Below are 18,573 nucleotides of genomic sequence, written 5' to 3' on the forward strand. Positions count from 1 at the left end.
CGATATATTCGGACGTTTTTTTGTTCCTAAAAATTATATTTATCAATATTCTCTTTCGTAAATACAACCCGCTCTGGTAATACGATAATTCCATTTCCTTCTGCTTCATAATCATAACCTTGGATAGAATTTGGCTCTACTTTCACTTTTCCAATTCCTTTTACTTCAAAGCTATCCCCTACTTTTAACTTCTTCCCTTTTACAACGATTTCATTTGCTACATAAGTTGCGAGTGCACCTTGTTGTTTTACATCCCATAATCCAAATTGCGCTACTGTTCCTTGTTTTACGTAATCACGCATAACGTTAGGTGTCGAAAACCCTGTTACGACTACCTTTTTATCCATTTTTAAGTTTTCAGCTGCTTGTGCCATCGCTGGTAGTGCCGTTGCATCTGGACATATGACTGCATTAATATCCGGATATGTTTTTAATATATTCTCCCCTACGGATAAAGATTTTTGCGCATTATTTTCACCGTACTGCGTCGTTACAATTTCCCAGTTCGGATATTTCTTTTTAATAATTTCTTTCGCTTTCGTTACCCACTGATTTTGATCCGTTACTGTTGGGCTAGAATAAAAGAAGGCTACTTTTCCTTTATCTCCAATTTGCTTTGAAGTCATTTCAATTAATAAGTTAGCAAGTTGGTCTGGTGTACCTTGGCTTATATAAAATGAACGGTCTTTCGGATTCACATCAGAGTCCCACGTTAACACCGTCATCCCTTTTTTCTTAGCACGTTGCAATGATTGTGATAGTCCATCTACTGAAGTAGAAGAGACCATAAGTGCATCATAGTTTTGGTTAATAAAATTGTTTATATATTTCACTTGGCCTGATACGCTTGCTTCAGACGGTCCATCATATTTCACTTGTACGCCTAGTTTATCTCCCATCTCTTTTGCTCCTTCACCGCCCGATGTAAAAAAGCCAACTCCAGTTAATTTCGGAATGAATGCAAATTTCACATCATCTGCCTTCTTCTTATCTGCCGTTTGACTAGAGCAAGCAATTAAACCGATTATACAAATGCATACTATTAATAGAATCCCCAGTTTTCTCTTCATGACATTTCCCCCTTATGCAAGTTCTTTCTTTTCCCCATTGTAAATTGATGTAATTTGAAATGTCTCATAATAACTGAAAGAATAAGAATAATACCAATAACTACGTTAGATTGTTCATTTGTTAAACCCGTCATTTGCAAGCCATACTGCATTAGCCCTATAAAAATACTCGCCAGTACAGTACCGATAATGCTTCCTTTTCCCCCTGTAATAAGTGTCCCGCCTAATACGACTGCAGTAATGATTGGTAAAATCGTTTCACTTCCCATATCAGCACGTGCGGAACCGAAATATGCAGTTAAGAAAGCGCCCCCTAATCCACCTCCTAACCCGGAAAGTATGTAAGCGATAATGACTACTTTTTTCGTTTTGATCCCAGTGTATTTTGCTGTATTTTCGTTCGAACCTGTTAATTTTACGTGGCGCCCATATATAGTACGGTGAAATAATATAGTACATAAAACTGTTAATACGATCAGAATCCATAATAAATTCGGTATTCCTATAAAACTACCGTTTGCAAGTTGTACAAATGCGTCAGGTAAACCACTTATCCCTTCATATCCAGAAGCACCTGCCCCTCCTGAAATGACGAGTGCAATTCCGCCGTATAAAAACATCGTTCCGAGTGTAACGACAAGTGGCTCTACGTCTGTCATTTTTATAATGATTCCGTTTAAAGCTCCTGCTAAACAGCTGATTATAAGAGCTAATATGACCGCTAGCAAAATAGGTATTCCATTCATCCAAAGTACACCAATTATAATCGAAGTTAACCCCATAATAGATCCTACAGAAACGTCTATTCCTCCTGTTACAATAACGAAAGTCATTGGTATCGCCGCGATTGCTATAAATAGAAAATCATTTGTACTAAAAAGGAGATTACTAATATTTAAGAAATCACTACTTATAAAACTAAAGAGAATGAATTCTATAAGAAGTAATACAATTAGAACGCCTTCCCATCTATACAAATACTTCATAGATTCATCCTCCTTTCCGCCTTCCACTTTTTCATAACACTATCTAACATAACGATTACTAATAATAAAAACCCTGAAATAGCATTATTCCAAAACGCAGGTATTTTTAAAAAGACAAGTGAACTACTAATCGCCTCTAAAAATACTGCTCCTAATGCAGCTCCAACTATAGAACCCGTTCCTCCTTTTAAATGAATTCCCCCTAGTACCGCAGCTGCGATAACCTGTAGTTCTATCCCGGTTCCTGTTTGATTTGGAACGAACCCGATATTCAAAACAAATATGCAACCAGCGAGCGCAGCGCTTATACCCGATATAATAAACGCATATATCTTTACTTTATTAACAGGTATACCAATGAGTCTCGCGCCATCTTCATTATCACCTACCGCATAAAAGTATCTTCCGAATGGCACTTTCCTTAAAAAGAAGTATAGTAGTAGTAAAATAATAAGAACAAGCCATACAATTATCGGCAAACCAAGTATGACGATAGATGACAGTTGCTTAAAATCGTTTGGTATATCTTCAATCCACTTTCCGCCTGTGAAAATTAACATCGCACCTCTAATGACCCCTAACATACCTAATGTCATGATAATAGCTGGTACCCGAAACTTTGCAACGCCAATCCCGTTTGCGAACCCGATAATAGCGCCAAGTAAAATAGCAGCTGTAATAGACAAGAATGCATTATATCCATCCGATAACAACATCCCGCAAACCGCTGCGCTTAATCCCATAATTGAACCAACTGATACGTCTATATTTTTCGTAAATAAGACGAACGATTGGCCAATTGCTAGCACGACTAAAATAACGCTTGATTTCATCATTAAAGATAACGAGTTAAGCTGAACGAAACTTGGATTTATCATTCCGACAATGGCAATGTAAATTAGTAATAACAGTATGATAGAGGTTTCGTGCATTTTATACATACGTTTCATTCCGTTACACCTCCGTATGCTAGACGTGTAACTTCTTCTACATGTATTTGTTCTTTCTCCAGATGAGAAACAAATTGTCCATTTCGCATTACATATACACGGTTTACTAATTGAACAATTTCTTCAATATCTGAAGAGATTAATAATATTGCGAGTCCTTCCCTTTTCATTTTTTCTATCGTTTCATATACTTCAAGCCTTGCTTTCGCATCAATTCCGCGAGTCGGTTCATCAAGAATAATAATTTTCGGATTACACGCAAGATATTTTGCAAGCACGACTTTTTGCTGATTACCTCCTGATAAAGATGCTAGTACTTCATCCATGCTTCGTGCAACAATTCGAAACTGTTCTATATACGACTTCACTAAAGCGCTTTCTTTTTCTTGGTTAATGAAAAAACGACTATTTTGATGTAAACTTGCTGCAGTCATATTTTCTTTAACCGATGCAATTGAAAAAATACCATTTCTTACTCTATCCTCTGGCACATAAACTAGTCCTTCGCTTAGTCTTTTATGCAAAGAGTATGAATCAATTGATTTTCCTTCTAATAAAATAGAACCTGATTTTATAGGTTTCAATCCAAATATCGCTTCTGCTAATTCAGTTCTGCCTGATCCAACAATGCCAGCAATACCTACAATCTCACCAGTATGTACAGTGAATGAAATGTTTTCGAATGCGTGACTCGTTACATCAGTTACTTCTAATATTTTTTTCGTTTCTTTTGACTCTCGCACTATTTCTCTTTTCTCTTCTTGTTTATACCCTTTTGGCAATAATCCCTCCATCAACATGTCATATGTAAAGTCACATACATCCCCTTTGCTTACAATCATTCCATCTCGTAATATCGCCACTTTATTTGCAATTTCAAAAATTTCTGGAAAGCGATGCGTAATATATATCATCCCAATTCCTTTTTCTTGCAAACTTTTCATCAGCACAAAAAGACTCTTCATTTCGTGAGTTGTTAATGTCGATGTTGGCTCATCTAAAATAAGAATCTCGGCTTCTCTTATTAACCCTCTAACGATTTCTACTAATTGTTGCTGCGCAATGGATAGTGATCCTCCCAGTTCTTTAAGGTCAATCCCCCATCCTAAACTGTCAATCAATTGCTTGATTTTTACTTTTAATTCCTTTTTCTTTCCTTTTAGTCCGATACATATATTTTCTTCAATGGTCATATGCGGAAAAATGAGTGGTTCTTGTGGTATTAAGTAAATCCCTTCTCGGTGGGCTTCTTTCGGATTTGCAAACTGTTTCCTCATTCCTTTTACATACATTTCTCCACAATCATACGAATATAACCCCGTTAATATTTTCATTAATGTTGATTTTCCAGCACCATTTCCCCCAACTAAAGCGTATATATCACCACGCTCTACTTGTAAGTCCACTTCTTTTAGCACAAGTTGATTTAAAAACGCCTTACTCATTTTCTTTACATGTAATAAAGGTACGTTCTTCACATGATGTCACCTGCCTTTATCCAGAACATTTTTTGAGAAAATGATTATTTGTTCTACTTGTTTTGTAGCATTGTATATTCCTTTTTTCATATCTAGAACACTTTTTTCACCAGACTAATAATCGTTTCAACTGGAATAAACAAAATATGTAGCACATATGTTTAAGCAGTGGTCAATTGTTGAAAGGGATGAAGAGTATGACACAGCTAAACTTTGAAGAGAATTTATTAACTAAAGTAGCTTGGTACTATTATAAAGATCAATTAACACAACAGGAGATCGCTTCACTTCTTCATATTTCAAGAAATAAAGTCGTCCGGTTATTAGATAAGGCGCGCAGTGAAGGTATCGTTACATTTCACGTAAAAGGTACTGGTTTGCACTGTTTGAGCATTGAACGTGACCTAATGAAAAATTTCCACTTAAAAGATGCTTTCATTATCCCTACTCCAATAGACAATTATGCCGCCTCACTCGGAAAAGCTGCTGCACAATATTTAGAGACTCAGCTCCAGCAAGGCGATTTACTCGGCATTGGATGGGGCGAAACGATTAGCAAAATGCTAGAAAACATTCATTTTGAAAGTTCTATTAATCTTTCAATCGTAACGCTAACAGGCGGAGTAAATCACTATCTCCCGAGAAAACAAAACTATTTTCACTACATGCAAGGCGATTTTCACATTATCCCTACGCCGTTTTTAGCATCTACAACCGAAATGGCACAAAGTATTCTATCAGAACCGAGTGTAAAAGATATGCTTCATGTCGCTTCACTTGCTCATACAGCAGTTGTTGGTATTGGCGGGCTATCCCAAGACGCAACTATTGTAAAAGAAGAAAAATTAACGCTACGTGAAATGACATATATTCGTAGCCAACACGGCGCTGGTGATATTTTAGGACAGTTTTATAATACGAATGGTGATTTATTACATCTTCCGCATCACAACCGCCTAATTGGTACGCCACTCTCTATCCTTCGCAAAATGAAGCATGTCGTTGGTGTTGCTGGAGGTATAGAAAAGATAGATGCAATATATGGTGCCTTAAAAGGAAAGTTCATTCATACATTAATTACCGATGAGGAAACGGCCCTCTCCTTATTACGAAAGGATGGTGATTGTTAATGTCTCATTTATTAGCTTTTGATGCTGGTACAGGAAGCATTCGAGCTGTTCTTTTTGATTTACTAGGTAATCAAATTGCGGTCAGTCAAAAAGAATGGGTTCATAAAACGGATCCTCGCTATCCAGGCTCTATGAATTTTGATGTAAAAGAAAACTGGCAACTTGTACAACAATGCACGAAAGAAGTTTTACAAAGAAGTAATGTCTCTCCCTCTTCTATTCAAGCTATTAGCGCTACTAGTATGCGAGAAGGTTTTGTTTTATATGATAAAGATGGGCAAGAAATTTGGGCTTGTGCAAATGTTGATGGGCGCGCATCTGCTGAAGTTAGTGAGCTAAAAGAAATTCGGTCGCATCTTGAAGAAGATTTATATACTAGATCAGGCCAAACTTTTTCATTAGGTGCTTTACCCCGCCTACTTTGGATTAAAAAACATGAACCAGACGTCTATAATGCTATTCACTCTTTTACGATGTTAAACGATTGGATTTTATATAAATTAAGCGGCGTGCTGCAAATCGATCCCTCAAACGGATGTACGTCCGGTATTTTTGACTTACAAAATAGAGTATGGGATAACGATATCGCTATAGATTGCGGTCTAACTTTGACATTTTCACCAAAAGTAAATGAAGCTGGTACCGTTATCGGCAATGTTACAAAAGAGTGTGCAGCATTCACTGGATTACGTGAAGGAATTCCTGTCGTTGCCGGGGGCGGAGATGCACAAATGGCCTCACTTGGAACAGGAGTCGTGAAACCTAATCAAACGTTAATATGCGGAGGAAGTTTTTGGCAACAAGAAATGAATGTTACAGAACCGCTAACAGATCCATATGCTGCAATTCGCGTAAATTGTCACGTCGTACCTAACCTGTGGCAATATGAAACGATTGCCTTTTTCCCTGGCCTAGTTATGCGCTGGTTTCGAGACGCTTTTTGCCAAGAGGAAAAGAAACTTGCTGACAAGCTCGGTGTAGATGCTTATGCATTATTAGAAGAACAAGCGAAAGACGTACCTGTCGGCTCACATGGTATTATCCCTACTTTTTCAAACGTAATGAACTACATTTCTTGGCGTCATGCCGCACCTTCTTTTTTAAATTTAAGTTTAGATGCTGACAAATGCGGAAAAAAAGAACTGTTCCGTGCTATTGAAGAAAATGCTGCCTTCGTTACACTTGGTAACTTAAAATTAATAGAAAATCTCACAGGAACATTCCCTTCTGAAGTCGTGTTTGCTGGCGGTGCCGCTAAAGGAAAACTATGGCCACAAATTCTATCAGACGTACTCGGTATCCCTGTAAAAGTACCAGTTGTGAAAGAAGCAGCTGCTTTAGGAACTGCTATTGCTGCCGGAGTTGGTGCTGGCATATATTCATCTATGGCAGAAACTGCCGAACAGTTTGTACAGTGGGAGCACACATTCGAACCAATTACTGAAAATCACGAACTATATAAAGAGTTCTATGAAACATGGAAAACTGTATATGACAGTCAGCTCGCTTTAGCTGATAAAGGGCTCACCTCACATATGTGGATTGCGCCTGGTGCACTGTAACAGATTACATAAAGTGAAACTTTAATCAGTGGGGGATTTTGTTCCTCCCCCACTGATTATTAGTTGAACCAATCGGGCTTTTACGGGCAGTTGATCTCCCCCTATCTTCTTTGCTCCAGCTAAATTTTGAGATGGGAGTTTTACTGCCCGTTAATACGGGATAAAGGAGTGAAATGTATGTTAAAAGCGAATGAAAATGATTTCTCCTATCGCTTCGGTGATAACGGGCCGAAATATTTAATACAAGGTCCGAATATTGATCTTGGTCTTGTTGTCATTCAGCCTGGGCAGGAGTTTCAAAATCACTATCATACGACGTGCGAAGAAGTCTTTTATGCATTAGAAGGTGAAATTGATTTCTATGTGAATAACGAAAGAGTTCCGATTAAACAAGGCGATGTATTGCAAGTTCGCCCTCATGAATCTCACTATCTTATTAACCATTCTGACAAACCTTTTAAAGCAGTTTTTATTAAGTCACCACATTTACCAAATAAAGATACAGTACAAACGGAAAATCCAACATTAACGAAGGAGTGATTTCACATGACTTGGGGATTTAAAAATCGATTAAATACAATTTTACCTGATGGCAGAGCGGTTATGTTAGCGATAGATCACGGCTACTTTTTAGGACCAATTCACGGCCTAGAACAACCACTTGAGACCGTTAAAAACTTACTTCCTTATACAGATTCCCTCTTTTTGACACGTGGTGTACTTAGCTCTTGTATTCCTGAAAACTGCAGCACACCGATGGTTATGCGTGTTTCAGGCGGAGCTACTGTCGTCGGTAAAGACTTAGCGAATGAAACAATTGTTACACCTGTAAAAGAAGCAGTAAAACAAAATGCAATTGGCGTCGGCGTTTCAGTTTTCGTCGGATCCGACTATGAAACACAAACAGTTTCAAATCTCGCAAATGTAGTTTCAGAAGCTCACGATTACGGTCTGCCAGTACTCGGCATTACCGCTGTTGCGAAAGAATTACAAAAACGTGAAGCTCGCTTTCTAGCTCTCACTTCCCGCGTTTGTGTTGAAATGGGAGCTGACATTATTAAAACGTATTACTGCGAAGGGTTCGAAAAAATTACAAGCACTTGTCCTGCCCCAGTCGTAATCGCTGGCGGACCAAAACTAGATTCAATTGAAGACGCATTAAACATTACGTACAATGCACTGCAAGAAGGCGCAATTGGCGTAGATATGGGCCGGAACATATGGCAATCTGAACATCCTGCTGCGATGATTCAAGCAATTCATGGTATCGTGAAGAATGGATTGAATGTGAAAGAGGCACTCCAATTATACGAAGATGTAAAAAATTAAAATAAACGACAGACTATTACACTTAAATATATACAAAATCAATACTTACTATAAGAAAAAGCCTCTATGTTAGATTACTAAGTAACCTAACATAGAGGCTTTCTTTTACATTTTTTTGTTCCGAATTTGATCAGATTTCTACAGATCTCGTACATTCCAAACAATCTCACCGCGCTCCCCCCACGTACTGTGATGCCGATGAAACCCTATCTTTTCTAATACCCGGAAAGACGCCGTATTCCAAGCGCCTACAGTTGACCAAAGTCTATGGCGACCCGTAGCAATCGCAGCCTCTAGCACTGCTGATGCTGCCTCTGTCGCATAACCCTTGCGATGAGCACTTTGGAACAATTCGTATGCAATTTCCGGCTCTTCAAGCGTGGAACGACCGATAATTAAGCCACAGTATCCGATGAAATCCCCTTCTTCTCGCCTACGAATAGTAAGAAGAGAAATTCCATTTTCAGTTGCTTTCTTGCGCATCTCAATAAGAGCGTTACGAACAGAATCAACAGTTGGCATGTCCACACCACGTTCACCAATTAATTTTCTAAGCCAGACTGCATCGGATTCCTCCCACATATTCAGATCGAGTCGTTCTGTTTTCAGCTGGAACGCCATATCTTTAAAAACAGCTGTCATAGCCATAACCTCCTATTCATATCACTGCACTACTTATAATAGTTTCGTACTTTACCATATGGAAAACCTGCTTCATTCTCTAAATTTTCTTGCATCAGCACACTTAATTGTTATTTTATACATAAGCAATTCCGCTGCTAAATAGACCTACCTTGTTATCAAACTTCATTTTAAATCTATAATATTTGATTTATGAATGATTTTAAATTTACAATTAATATTTATATTAAAAAATGTATCGCCCTTTCTTTTTTGTTAAAATAAAGAAAAGGAGGAATGATTATGAAACGGATGACTTTTGAACGCCCTACTGATTATTACGATGAACGATTGTATACTATCGATGAAAAAATTTGTGAACTATTAAAAGAACGGAAAGAACTTTCAGGTGGTGACCCAGGTTTTCCACATGACGAAGCGATTTATAAATGGGCAAAGCAATACGGATTTTATCCAGACTATTTAAATTCACTATTCTCTTCCATAATGGACGAAGGTGAATTTAAACCTCGCGTCGAACCAACTACATTCCAAAAACATATACCCGTTTTTAAAACGTATGAACATAAAGGCATCATGTATACCGTAACTTTTATTCGGCAATATGCAAATGCTAGTGTAGTTTATTTATATAGCGATTGGGATTCCACTGCTGAAGTTTTTAATGAAAATATGCCTCAAAGTTTCTTCCAATTATCAATAGATGATACATATGACTGCTGGCCAGAAGGTGGTGGCGGCACTGATGGACATTTTAGTCATCATTTCATTATATCTCCTGCCCTTCCTGATAATTTGTCTGGAATAAGCTTACGATTCAAAGAACTCAATATGCCGTTTAGGAAAGATCAAGCTGTGCTTGAATTTGAAATTCAGATAGATTAATAAAAAAGTTATCTCACAATTCATATAATTGACTAAAATCCGCTTGTTTTTTATTTTTTATGTCCATTAAAAATAAATACAATAATCAAGCCCCCTTCCAAACTGGATAAGGGGCTACTTTTACATCTTCAAACAATTACTCTTGTTGATCGCTATTGAACTTTCTTACCACCTTTATAGTCAAGGCAGGACACTTCAATTAACAATCCGTTAAACATTGTAAAATAAAAACCGTAACTACTACCTCTCATAGAATACGGTGCCTTTTCTATTTCAATGCCTCCAGCTACTAAACGATTATATGCTTGATCAACTTCATTTGAAGTATCCACTAAAAAACCAATATGAAAAGCTTCTGGATACATTACTTCCATATTTCCCTTAAATGCTTTTGGATCACTTAGCACAAGTAGAAAGCCACTCTCGTCACTCATTACTACTAGCGCCTTTCCCTTTTGCTCCAAAAATTGAAAATCAAAAAATGTTTCAAAGAAATGTCTCGCTTCTGATAAATCATCAACACATAGATTTAAATGATTTAACTTCATTCACTCATCTCCTTTTAAGCAAAGGGTATGTAGACTTATTTTCATAATACTTGAATATGTAAGGTAAGATATTCAAGCGTTCCATCTAAGACTATGCTTTATAGTCTAATACGTTTCTCTATAGCCTAGAACGATTTTTTTTATGAATGCAATTACATGAACGATTCGACGTGAAATATTAATGTACCTATATATAATAGCCACATTATTTACTTTTCAAATTGTGTAAAATCCACTCAATCAAGAAGATTGCTGAAGAGATACGCTCTGTCGTATTCCCTAAAAATAATTTATGAAGTAATGCCTCCAAATGGATTGGTTTATTAGGCAACACTTGAATATACCTTAAAACAGATCCAGCTGGCGGTGTAGGTTTGTTATTAATCGCCCATATCCCTTCTACCAATGTCCAAGTTGATGTATGAACTATGTATGAAGCCTTTAGCTCATCATGTGCTTTCAAAGTAGACTGAATTTTAATGAGCGAACTATGCAACCAATGAGAAATACCTTTCACTTTGTCGCTAGAAACACGATAGTTTTCAAATTCATATGTAGCTATTTCCTTTAACTTTTTTAACTCACCGCTTCTATCAAACAAAATTTCCCCTTCTAAAAATGAGTATAGTTCCATCGGATTGTTTTTAAAGTTTACTTGTATTTGATTAACGTCTGCATACTTATATTCAATTAAAATTTCTTCTCTCATTTCAGAATGAAATTTCTTCTTTTGTCCGTCTTCTAACAGAATATATAAATCTAAATCCGAATCAGGATATGCATCACCTCTTGCGACAGATCCGATAAGCATACATCCAGTTACCTTATCTATTGATAAGATTTCAGCTACTATTGTTTGCACTAATTTTTTATGTTGTTCATGTTTAATAGATGTTTGTGTTTCTAACATTTGTAACCTCCAAACATTTTCTTCTCTTCATTTACCTCCATTTATAACGAAACAATAAAACATATATCACATCCATATTTTACTATAAATCAAAAAAAGAGGATATTCGTTTATTAATAAACAAATATCCTCTACCTTTAATTATATTTTATGACTGCTGATAAGCCGCTTTCGATGATTTTACATAATAAACTGCGTGATCAACGTTAATGATATGATCTGGTTTTGGTTTGCCACGGCTCGCTCTATGTCCTGCTAAATGTTCTTCACTTGTTTCCCAGTTTTTCCATGCTTCTTCAGATTCCCAGCGAATCATAACGACAACTTCTTCATCGCCGCGTCTTACTTTTTTCACAAGAACACTTAAGTCGATGAACCCTTCAAATTTTTCAATAATACCTTCTCCAGTGAAACGTTCTACAACTATATTTGATGTACCTTCTTTTACTGTAAATGTTTTCGTTTCAATAAACATATAATCCACTCCCTCTTCTTATTACGAATACTAGTATTCTTCTATTATAGTTGATTATGATAATTATTTTCAATTAAAAAGTTTTAATTGTTTGAATTAAGCTATTTTCTCTTCAACAGCTTCATCTAAAAATTTGAAATAAGGAAGGAATAATCCTATTAAAGAAGGAACACATATAATCGCACCGATAATAAAGTATAGTGCTCTTATTCCCCACATTTCACTTAATATGCCTCCTAATAACACACCTAACGGCATAGCGGATCGTATGAAAAATAAACGCACTGAAAATATTTGTCCTATCATATTGTTTGGTACTGTTTGTTGGCAAATTGTTGTGTTATGAACATTGAAAAATGAAATACAAATACCTGCAACTACTTCAATGAACACCGCAATTACTATACTATGATTGAACCCTAGAGAAATGTATGTAAGTCCTCCTATAAACAATCCACCAAGCATAAGTATCCGCCGGCTTTTATACGTTACTTTTCCGACTAGTATAGATCCAATTACATAGCCAAACGGGAAACCAGCCATAAAACAACCAAACCCCGCATACCCTGCTGACAGCTCATCTTTTATATAAGGAAGATTTGTAACCAACGTTACCCCAACCCCAAATTGCACGAAAGTAAGAAAAATACCTAGCCAAACGATAACTGGTTTTGTGAAAAAATATGTAAAACCGTGAAGAAACTGTTCTAACCACGTTTTCCGAATGGGTTGTGTTGTTCTCCTCTCTTTTATATTAAGTAATAATGCACCACTAACAAATAGACAAATACATACGAAAGATAATGTAAGTTCTGTTCCAATCAAATGAATGATTACTCCGGCTAATACGGGCCCAAGAAACATCATCAGACGAGCCATTCCATCAATAGACGCATTTGCGTCTTGAAGCTGTTCTTTACATACAATGCTCTGTGTAATTGCTTGACTTGCAGGTGTATACAGCGGCGTAATAAGCCCGATTATTATTTGTACGACATACACATGCCATACTTCTATACTGTTAGTAAGTAACATGACTAACGGCAGTAAGAAGATCGAAGCTCGCACCCATTGCGAAAATATCATAATCCACTTCCGGCTCCATTTATCAATAAATGGGCCACTTATTAGTTGTAGTATGAGTGACGGGATAAAGTATAGTAACCACATACTACTTAATGCTGTTTTTGACCCTGTTAATTCATAAACAAGAATCGAATTACATAACGTTCCGAAAGCCCCACCTAACTCTGAAATTGCACTGCCAATCCACATATAAAAGAACGAACGGTTTTTCAATACATTTTTCAATTTCATACACCAACTTTTCTACTAGATTCCTCCCTCTATGTGCATTCTAGTTGCATATTATCTATTTAAAAACGCGTCTAATTCTTTCGCTAACGACTGTACTGCTTTCTTTCTCAATACATATTTCCCCTCATGTATATCAACTAACTTCGCTGCACGTAACAATTTCAAATGGTGGTGTACTGTCGACTTACCGAGTTGCAGTCTCTCTGTAATTTCCTGCAATGTTCGTTCTTTTTCAAACAACATTTTTACAATGCGTAACCTCGCTTCATCCCCAAGTGCTTTATGTTTTTGAACTAAAAAATAATTCGGTTCATACAGATCTTCAGGATGAATGCTTTCGTTTGCGACTGGGTAATGAAATACTTTCGTATCTTCAATATCCGCCTCAATATTCCACGGTCTGTATGTCATTTGCGGGATAAGAAGTACGTAATGAACACTTGGCTCTGGCATATAATTCACGCCGCCAGTCGCCCACTCGACAAACTCTTCTGGTTTCATCTTTTTATTCATTTCATTTTTCGCTTCATAATCTCGTTTTAATATAGATAGTATTTGCTCTTCCTCTTTCTGAATAACACTCTCATACCAACCTGTCATAACAGCGGTTAAATGGGATTGCAGCTCTTGTACATGAACATCACATATAAAACGAATATACGTGGAGAAAAATTGATGATCATGTGTCAATTCCATTAGTTCATGTATTGCCGTTACGTCTCCACTTGCTGCTAAATGTCTTTTCTCTTCATATTTCTCACCTAAAAACGGTAAACATATATACTTCAAGTCTTCTTCTGAAAGTGAATCGATTTTAGCACGAAACTGTGATAAGTCCTGAAACTCTCCTTCATACAATAACTGAAGCAACGCTTTCCACGTGTTATGTTCTTCTACAAAATGTAAGTGCTCTCTCATTTCTTCTGTTAATGATTCCTTAATCTCTTCCCATTCATTTTGACTCTTTTCAAGAGTATCGATTAACCTTTTATGAGTAATTGCCGCAATGCCTAGTGCACATTCGAAAAGTATCGAATATTTTACTTGAACGTAATAAGTTTCCCTCTTTCTACTCGTTATGTGATAAACCTCCATTTTTATCCCCTCCTTGTTTGCTATATATCAAATTCTATTTTTATCGAATTTTACCTTCTATATTTTTAGAATTAATAAAATTTAAGTTGAAATACATTCACTCTAAATTAAGAAGAATAGGAGCTTTTTTATATACAAATAATAACTCTCAAGGAGTTGTTGAGATGCATTTCATATTAAATATGTTAGGGATTTTTGTTGTAATATTAATCGTTTTCCTATGTTCGCCTAATAAAAAACAAATAAAATGGAGACCAATCGTTATTCTAATCATATTGGAGCTCTTTATTACGTGGTTTATGTTAGGCACGAAGCTCGGCAGTATTATCATTAATAAAATTGCTTCATTTTTCAGTTGGCTACTATCATGTGCGAATGAAGGTATTCGGTTTGTATTTCCTTCCGCTATGGAAAATCAAACTGTTGATTTCTTCTTTAGTGCATTACTTCCTATCATTTTTGTTATCACGTTCTTTGATATTCTTTCGTACTTCGGTATCTTAACTTGGATTATTGATAAAGTAGGTGCAGTTATTTCAAAGATTTCTCGTTTACCAAAGTTAGAAAGTTTCTTTTCGATTCAAATGATGTTTTTAGGAAACACTGAAGCACTTGCGGTTGTCCGTGATCAATTATCCGTTTTAAAAGAAAATCGTTTATTAACTTTTGGAATTATGAGTATGAGTAGCGTTAGCGGATCCATTCTTGGCGCTTATTTATCAATGGTTCCGGCAACATATATTTTCAGCGCTATCCCTTTAAACTGTATTAACGCATTAATTTTAGCCAATGTATTAAATCCTGTGGAAGTTACGAAAGAAGAAGATGTCGTATATACACCTTCAAAAGATGAAAAAAAAGATTTCTTTTCTACAATTTCAAACAGTATGTTAGTCGGGATGAATATGGTTATCGTTATTTTAGCTATGGTAATTGGTTATGTAGCATTAACTGCATGTTTAAATGGGATTTTAGGCTTTTTCGTCACAGGTTTAACAATTCAAAAAATCTTCTCCATTATCTTTAGCCCTTTTGCTTTTTTACTCGGTTTATCGGGCAGTGATGCGATGTATGTAGCTGAATTAATGGGGATCAAAATAACGACGAATGAATTTGTTGCAATGATGGATTTAAAATCAAACCTAAAGTCTTTACAACCACATACAGTTGCAGTTGCAACTACATTTCTAGCTTCTTTTGCTAACTTTAGTACAGTAGGTATGATTTACGGAACTTACAATTCATTATTTGGCGGAGAAAAATCAGCCATAATCGGTAAAAATGTTTGGAAGCTTCTTGTTAGCGGGATGGCAGTTTCCTTATTAAGCGCTATGCTTGTTGGACTATTTGTATGGTAAATAATCTTTAAAATAAAAGACACCCAAGCTAATTGAGTGTCTTTTATTATTATTTTCGAATCTGACCATTTCCACGAATCACATATTTTGTAGAAGTCAATGCAGGAAGTCCCATCGGTCCCCTTACATGTAGCTTTTGTGTACTGATGCCAATTTCTGCTCCAAATCCGAATTCAGATCCATCAGTAAAACGAGTGGATGCATTATGATAAAGTGCCGCCGCATCAACAGATGTGAAGAACTTATTGACGTTTTCCTCATCCTCTGTAATAATCGCTTCGGAATGCATAGATCCATACGTATTTATGTGATAAATCGCTTCTTCTATAGAAGAAGCTACTTTCACTGCCAGCGTGAGTGATAAAAATTCTGTACCCCAGTCTTCTTCTGAAGCAAGTACAATTGAAGAATCAATTGCCAATGCTTTTTGATCACCACGTAGTTCCACGCCTCTTTCCTTTAAAGCAGAAAACAGCTCTTTACCATATTGCTGCACCCACTTCTCATGAAGTACAATCGTTTCAATTGCATTACATACAGATGGACGCTGCGTTTTTGCATTAATAATAATATCAATTGCCATTTGCTTATTCGCTGTTTCATCAATGAAAATATGACAATTTCCTGCACCCGTTTCAAGTACTGGAACAGATGCTTCTCTTACTACCGTATCGATTAATTGTTTGCCGCCTCTTGGAATAAGAACGTCTAGGTAATCATTCATTGTAAACAACTGCTTTGCGCTATCTCGCGTTGTATCTTCTATAAGCTGTACACTTTCTGGAGGCAAGCTTGTTTCTTTGAGCGCTCGATGAATAACGGAAACGATGGCTTTGTTAGAATTGATAGCAGAAGAACTACCACGTAATATAACTGCATTTCCTGTCTTCAAACAAATTGTAGCAGCATCCACAGTTACATTCGGCCTTGCCTCGTAAATCATGCCAACAACACCAAGTGGTACACGCATCTCCTGAATAGATAGTCCATTTGGTCGCTCCCATTTACTTACACATTCTCCAATAGGATCACGTAATTCAATTAACTGCTTAATTCCCTCTGCCATATCAATAATACGCTGCTCCGTCAACATAAGACGATCAAGAAGAGAATCGGAAAATCCTTTCGCCCTACCTTCTTCAATATCCCGTTTGTTTTCCTTTAAAATATAAGCTGTTTCTACTATTAGCCTTTCAGCAATTGCAGCAAGTGCTTCATTTTTTTGACTTGTAGATTTTAGTACAAGTTCTCTAGCAATTTCTTTCGCTTTTTTTCCCTTTGCCAACACTTCATTCATCTTTTTTCCTCCTTCTTAACATCACTATTCTTAAAGTGAAACCCAATAATCTCTATGAATGACTTCATAATTATGCCTATCGCCTCTTGCTTGGATATCTTGGCTTTGCATACCTTTTACATCTCTTAGTTCCTCAGCACTATATGTGCATTGCCCTTTTCCGATGACGCGCCCTTGTTGCGTCATTACTTCTACGACATCGCCAACTTTGAAAAATCCTGACACATTCGTAACGCCAGCAGGAAGAAGACTCTTACCATGCTGAATGATAGCAGTAGCTGCTCCAGCGTCTACTTCAATTTGTCCACTAACAAGCGAATGCAAGGCAATCCATTGCTTATTCACTTTCATTTCTTTTTGAGGAGCATTTCCGACATACGTTCCATCACCTTTGCCCTTCAAAACATCTACAAATTTCTCTTGTCCACGTCCTGTTCCGATAAATACACTCACACCAAGAGAAAGTGCTGTCTTCGCAGCATCAATTTTTGACTTCATACCGCCAGTCCCAAGTTTGGACCCAGCATCTCCTGCAATAGAAGCGATTTCTTCCGTAACTTCAGGAAGGAAATAATACTTTTTCGCATCCGCATTTTTCTGAGGATTTTTGTCGTATAAACCGTTCACATCCGTAAAAATCATTAGCATATCCGCCAAAACAAGCCCGCTTACTAAAGCTGACAGCATATCATTATCACCGAATGTCAGCTCTTCTAAAGAGATGGAATCATTTTCATTAATTATTGGAAGAGCAGAACGGTTTAGTAACTCTCCTAATGTAGCGTAAGCATTACTATATTGTTCTTTTCTAGAAAAATCACTTCTCGTCAGCAATAGTTGCGCAGTAACGATACCATATTTACGAAATTCCTCCGTGTACGCCTGCATTAACAAACTTTGTCCGACAGCTGCAGCAGCCTGTTTTCCTTTAATTGTCACAGGTCTACTAGGATACCCTAGAGCTGAAAAACCTGCAGCGACGGCCCCAGATGTAATTAACAAAACTTCATGCCCTTCCTCTTTCAATCGAGCCAATGCGGCAACGTGATCTGAAAGTTGTTCTATAGAGATGCCTCCGTGACTATCTGCCAAGGAACTACTCCCAATCTTTACAACAATTCGTTGTTTTTTCACTTTTTTATCCCCCAAGTCTAAAATCAAAGTTTTTTATAAATTACACTTCTATTTATACAGCTTGCAGCGATTCTATTCTTTTCAATGCTGCGCCTAGCCTATTTAAGAGCAAAATAAAAATGACCGCTTCGCCCTTAATAAAATAAAAAGGACGAAACGGTCATTGTTCCGCGGTACCACCTTAATTGATATACATAGATATCCACTTGGCGCCTATAACGCAGGCGAACGCCTAAACTTTCATTTAAGACTCAGGGATAGGTTCGATATATTCTATACGAGGAATCTTTCAGCCGGTGAATTCCACTCTCTTTCGCAAGAAGACATATGTACTATTTCCCTTCAACGATTTTCGGTTTAATTTTTTATATTATGCGATATAGTTTGATTTGGTGTCAAGAAGTATT

At 36.8% G+C, this 18,573-nt stretch carries 18 protein-coding genes and 1 other annotated feature; of the genes, 6 read left to right on the forward strand and 12 right to left on the reverse strand.

What is annotated here, in order from left to right; all coding sequences use genetic code 11:
• Positions 1–26: 26 nt before the first annotated feature.
• From lsrB to FS802_RS11430, 4 genes are read right to left on the reverse strand one after another with little or no spacing between them, the layout of a single operon-like run.
• Positions 27–1,070 (reverse strand): autoinducer 2 ABC transporter substrate-binding protein LsrB, encoded by a 1,044-nt coding sequence (lsrB, locus tag FS802_RS11415; RefSeq protein ID WP_000823626.1) that lies wholly within the window; start codon positions 1,068–1,070, stop codon positions 27–29.
• Positions 1,067–2,056 (reverse strand): ABC transporter permease, encoded by a 990-nt coding sequence (locus FS802_RS11420; RefSeq protein WP_000876511.1) that lies wholly within the window; start codon positions 2,054–2,056, stop codon positions 1,067–1,069. The genes lsrB and FS802_RS11420 overlap by 4 nt, the downstream gene beginning before the upstream one ends.
• Positions 2,053–3,006 carry an ABC transporter permease subunit gene (locus FS802_RS11425; protein ID WP_000827674.1) on the reverse strand — a complete coding sequence of 318 codons (954 nt, stop codon included), beginning with the start codon at positions 3,004–3,006 and terminating at the stop codon, positions 2,053–2,055. The genes FS802_RS11420 and FS802_RS11425 overlap by 4 nt, the downstream gene beginning before the upstream one ends.
• The gene (locus FS802_RS11430; RefSeq protein ID WP_098654994.1) at positions 3,003–4,484 is read right to left on the reverse strand and encodes a sugar ABC transporter ATP-binding protein; all 1,482 of its coding nucleotides are present in this window, start codon (positions 4,482–4,484) and stop codon (positions 3,003–3,005) included. Before FS802_RS11430 ends, FS802_RS11425 begins: the two co-directional genes overlap by 4 nt.
• A 197-nt stretch (positions 4,485–4,681) precedes the next feature.
• Here FS802_RS11430 and FS802_RS11435 point away from each other — a divergent pair, with 197 nt between their 5' ends.
• From FS802_RS11435 to lsrF, 4 genes are all read left to right on the forward strand, one after another.
• Positions 4,682–5,614 (forward strand): sugar-binding transcriptional regulator, encoded by a 933-nt coding sequence (locus FS802_RS11435; RefSeq protein ID WP_000192723.1) that lies wholly within the window; start codon positions 4,682–4,684, stop codon positions 5,612–5,614.
• The gene (gene lsrK / locus FS802_RS11440) at positions 5,614–7,176 is read left to right on the forward strand and encodes an autoinducer-2 kinase (RefSeq protein WP_141545881.1); all 1,563 of its coding nucleotides are present in this window, start codon (positions 5,614–5,616) and stop codon (positions 7,174–7,176) included. Before FS802_RS11435 ends, lsrK begins: the two co-directional genes overlap by 1 nt.
• Positions 7,177–7,353: 177 nt before the next feature.
• Positions 7,354–7,716 (forward strand): cupin domain-containing protein, encoded by a 363-nt coding sequence (locus FS802_RS11445; protein ID WP_000909986.1) that lies wholly within the window; start codon positions 7,354–7,356, stop codon positions 7,714–7,716.
• Between the two features lie 6 nt (positions 7,717–7,722).
• A complete protein-coding gene (lsrF, locus tag FS802_RS11450) occupies positions 7,723–8,505 on the forward strand; it encodes a 3-hydroxy-5-phosphonooxypentane-2,4-dione thiolase (RefSeq protein ID WP_144525035.1) in 783 nt (260 codons plus the stop codon).
• A 138-nt stretch (positions 8,506–8,643) separates the two neighbouring features.
• Here the strand turns inward: lsrF and FS802_RS11455 are convergent, their stop codons facing one another.
• Positions 8,644–9,147, reverse strand: coding sequence for a GNAT family N-acetyltransferase (locus tag FS802_RS11455; RefSeq protein WP_000127643.1), 504 nt, complete (start codon positions 9,145–9,147; stop codon positions 8,644–8,646).
• Between the two features lie 282 nt (positions 9,148–9,429).
• Here FS802_RS11455 and FS802_RS11460 point away from each other — a divergent pair, with 282 nt between their 5' ends.
• Positions 9,430–10,032, forward strand: a complete 603-nt coding sequence (locus FS802_RS11460; protein ID WP_098654996.1) for a hypothetical protein — start codon at positions 9,430–9,432, stop codon at positions 10,030–10,032.
• A 152-nt stretch (positions 10,033–10,184) separates the two neighbouring features.
• Here FS802_RS11460 and FS802_RS11465 read toward each other — a convergent pair whose 3' ends face one another.
• The 5 genes from FS802_RS11465 to FS802_RS11485 form a co-directional block, all read right to left on the reverse strand.
• Positions 10,185–10,580, reverse strand: coding sequence for a VOC family protein (locus FS802_RS11465; protein WP_098274060.1), 396 nt, complete (start codon positions 10,578–10,580; stop codon positions 10,185–10,187).
• 205 nt (positions 10,581–10,785) lie between these two features.
• Positions 10,786–11,490 carry a nucleotidyltransferase domain-containing protein gene (locus FS802_RS11470; RefSeq protein WP_098274059.1) on the reverse strand — a complete coding sequence of 235 codons (705 nt, stop codon included), beginning with the start codon at positions 11,488–11,490 and terminating at the stop codon, positions 10,786–10,788.
• Between the two features lie 148 nt (positions 11,491–11,638).
• On the reverse strand, positions 11,639–11,965 hold the full coding sequence (gene hmoA, locus FS802_RS11475; RefSeq protein WP_000469503.1) for a heme-degrading monooxygenase HmoA: 327 nt from the start codon (positions 11,963–11,965) through the stop codon (positions 11,639–11,641).
• A 96-nt stretch (positions 11,966–12,061) separates the two neighbouring features.
• On the reverse strand, positions 12,062–13,282 hold the full coding sequence (locus tag FS802_RS11480) for an MFS transporter (protein WP_098654997.1): 1,221 nt from the start codon (positions 13,280–13,282) through the stop codon (positions 12,062–12,064).
• A gap of 51 nt (positions 13,283–13,333) precedes the next feature.
• Positions 13,334–14,377 carry an ArsR/SmtB family transcription factor gene (locus FS802_RS11485; protein ID WP_000454586.1) on the reverse strand — a complete coding sequence of 348 codons (1,044 nt, stop codon included), beginning with the start codon at positions 14,375–14,377 and terminating at the stop codon, positions 13,334–13,336.
• Positions 14,378–14,541: 164 nt separating this feature from the next.
• Between FS802_RS11485 and FS802_RS11490 the strand changes: the two genes are divergently transcribed.
• Entirely contained in the window at positions 14,542–15,735 is a 1,194-nt protein-coding gene (locus tag FS802_RS11490; protein WP_000545487.1) for a NupC/NupG family nucleoside CNT transporter, read from the forward strand.
• A 49-nt stretch (positions 15,736–15,784) separates the two neighbouring features.
• Here FS802_RS11490 and FS802_RS11495 read toward each other — a convergent pair whose 3' ends face one another.
• Together FS802_RS11495 and proB are read right to left on the reverse strand one after the other, a co-directional pair.
• Positions 15,785–17,032: a glutamate-5-semialdehyde dehydrogenase gene (locus tag FS802_RS11495; RefSeq protein WP_001006640.1), complete on the reverse strand. Its 1,248-nt coding sequence runs from the start codon at positions 17,030–17,032 to the stop codon at positions 15,785–15,787.
• A 30-nt stretch (positions 17,033–17,062) separates the two neighbouring features.
• Positions 17,063–18,166, reverse strand: a complete 1,104-nt coding sequence (gene proB, locus FS802_RS11500) for a glutamate 5-kinase (protein ID WP_098655000.1) — start codon at positions 18,164–18,166, stop codon at positions 17,063–17,065.
• A 144-nt stretch (positions 18,167–18,310) separates the two neighbouring features.
• Positions 18,311–18,521, reverse strand: a binding site (T-box leader).
• Positions 18,522–18,573 lie beyond the last annotated feature (52 nt).

The sequence above is a fragment of the Bacillus sp. DE0042 genome, from assembly GCF_007680225.1.
In the GTDB taxonomy this organism is placed as follows: Bacteria; Bacillota; Bacilli; order Bacillales; family Bacillaceae_G; genus Bacillus_A; species Bacillus_A wiedmannii.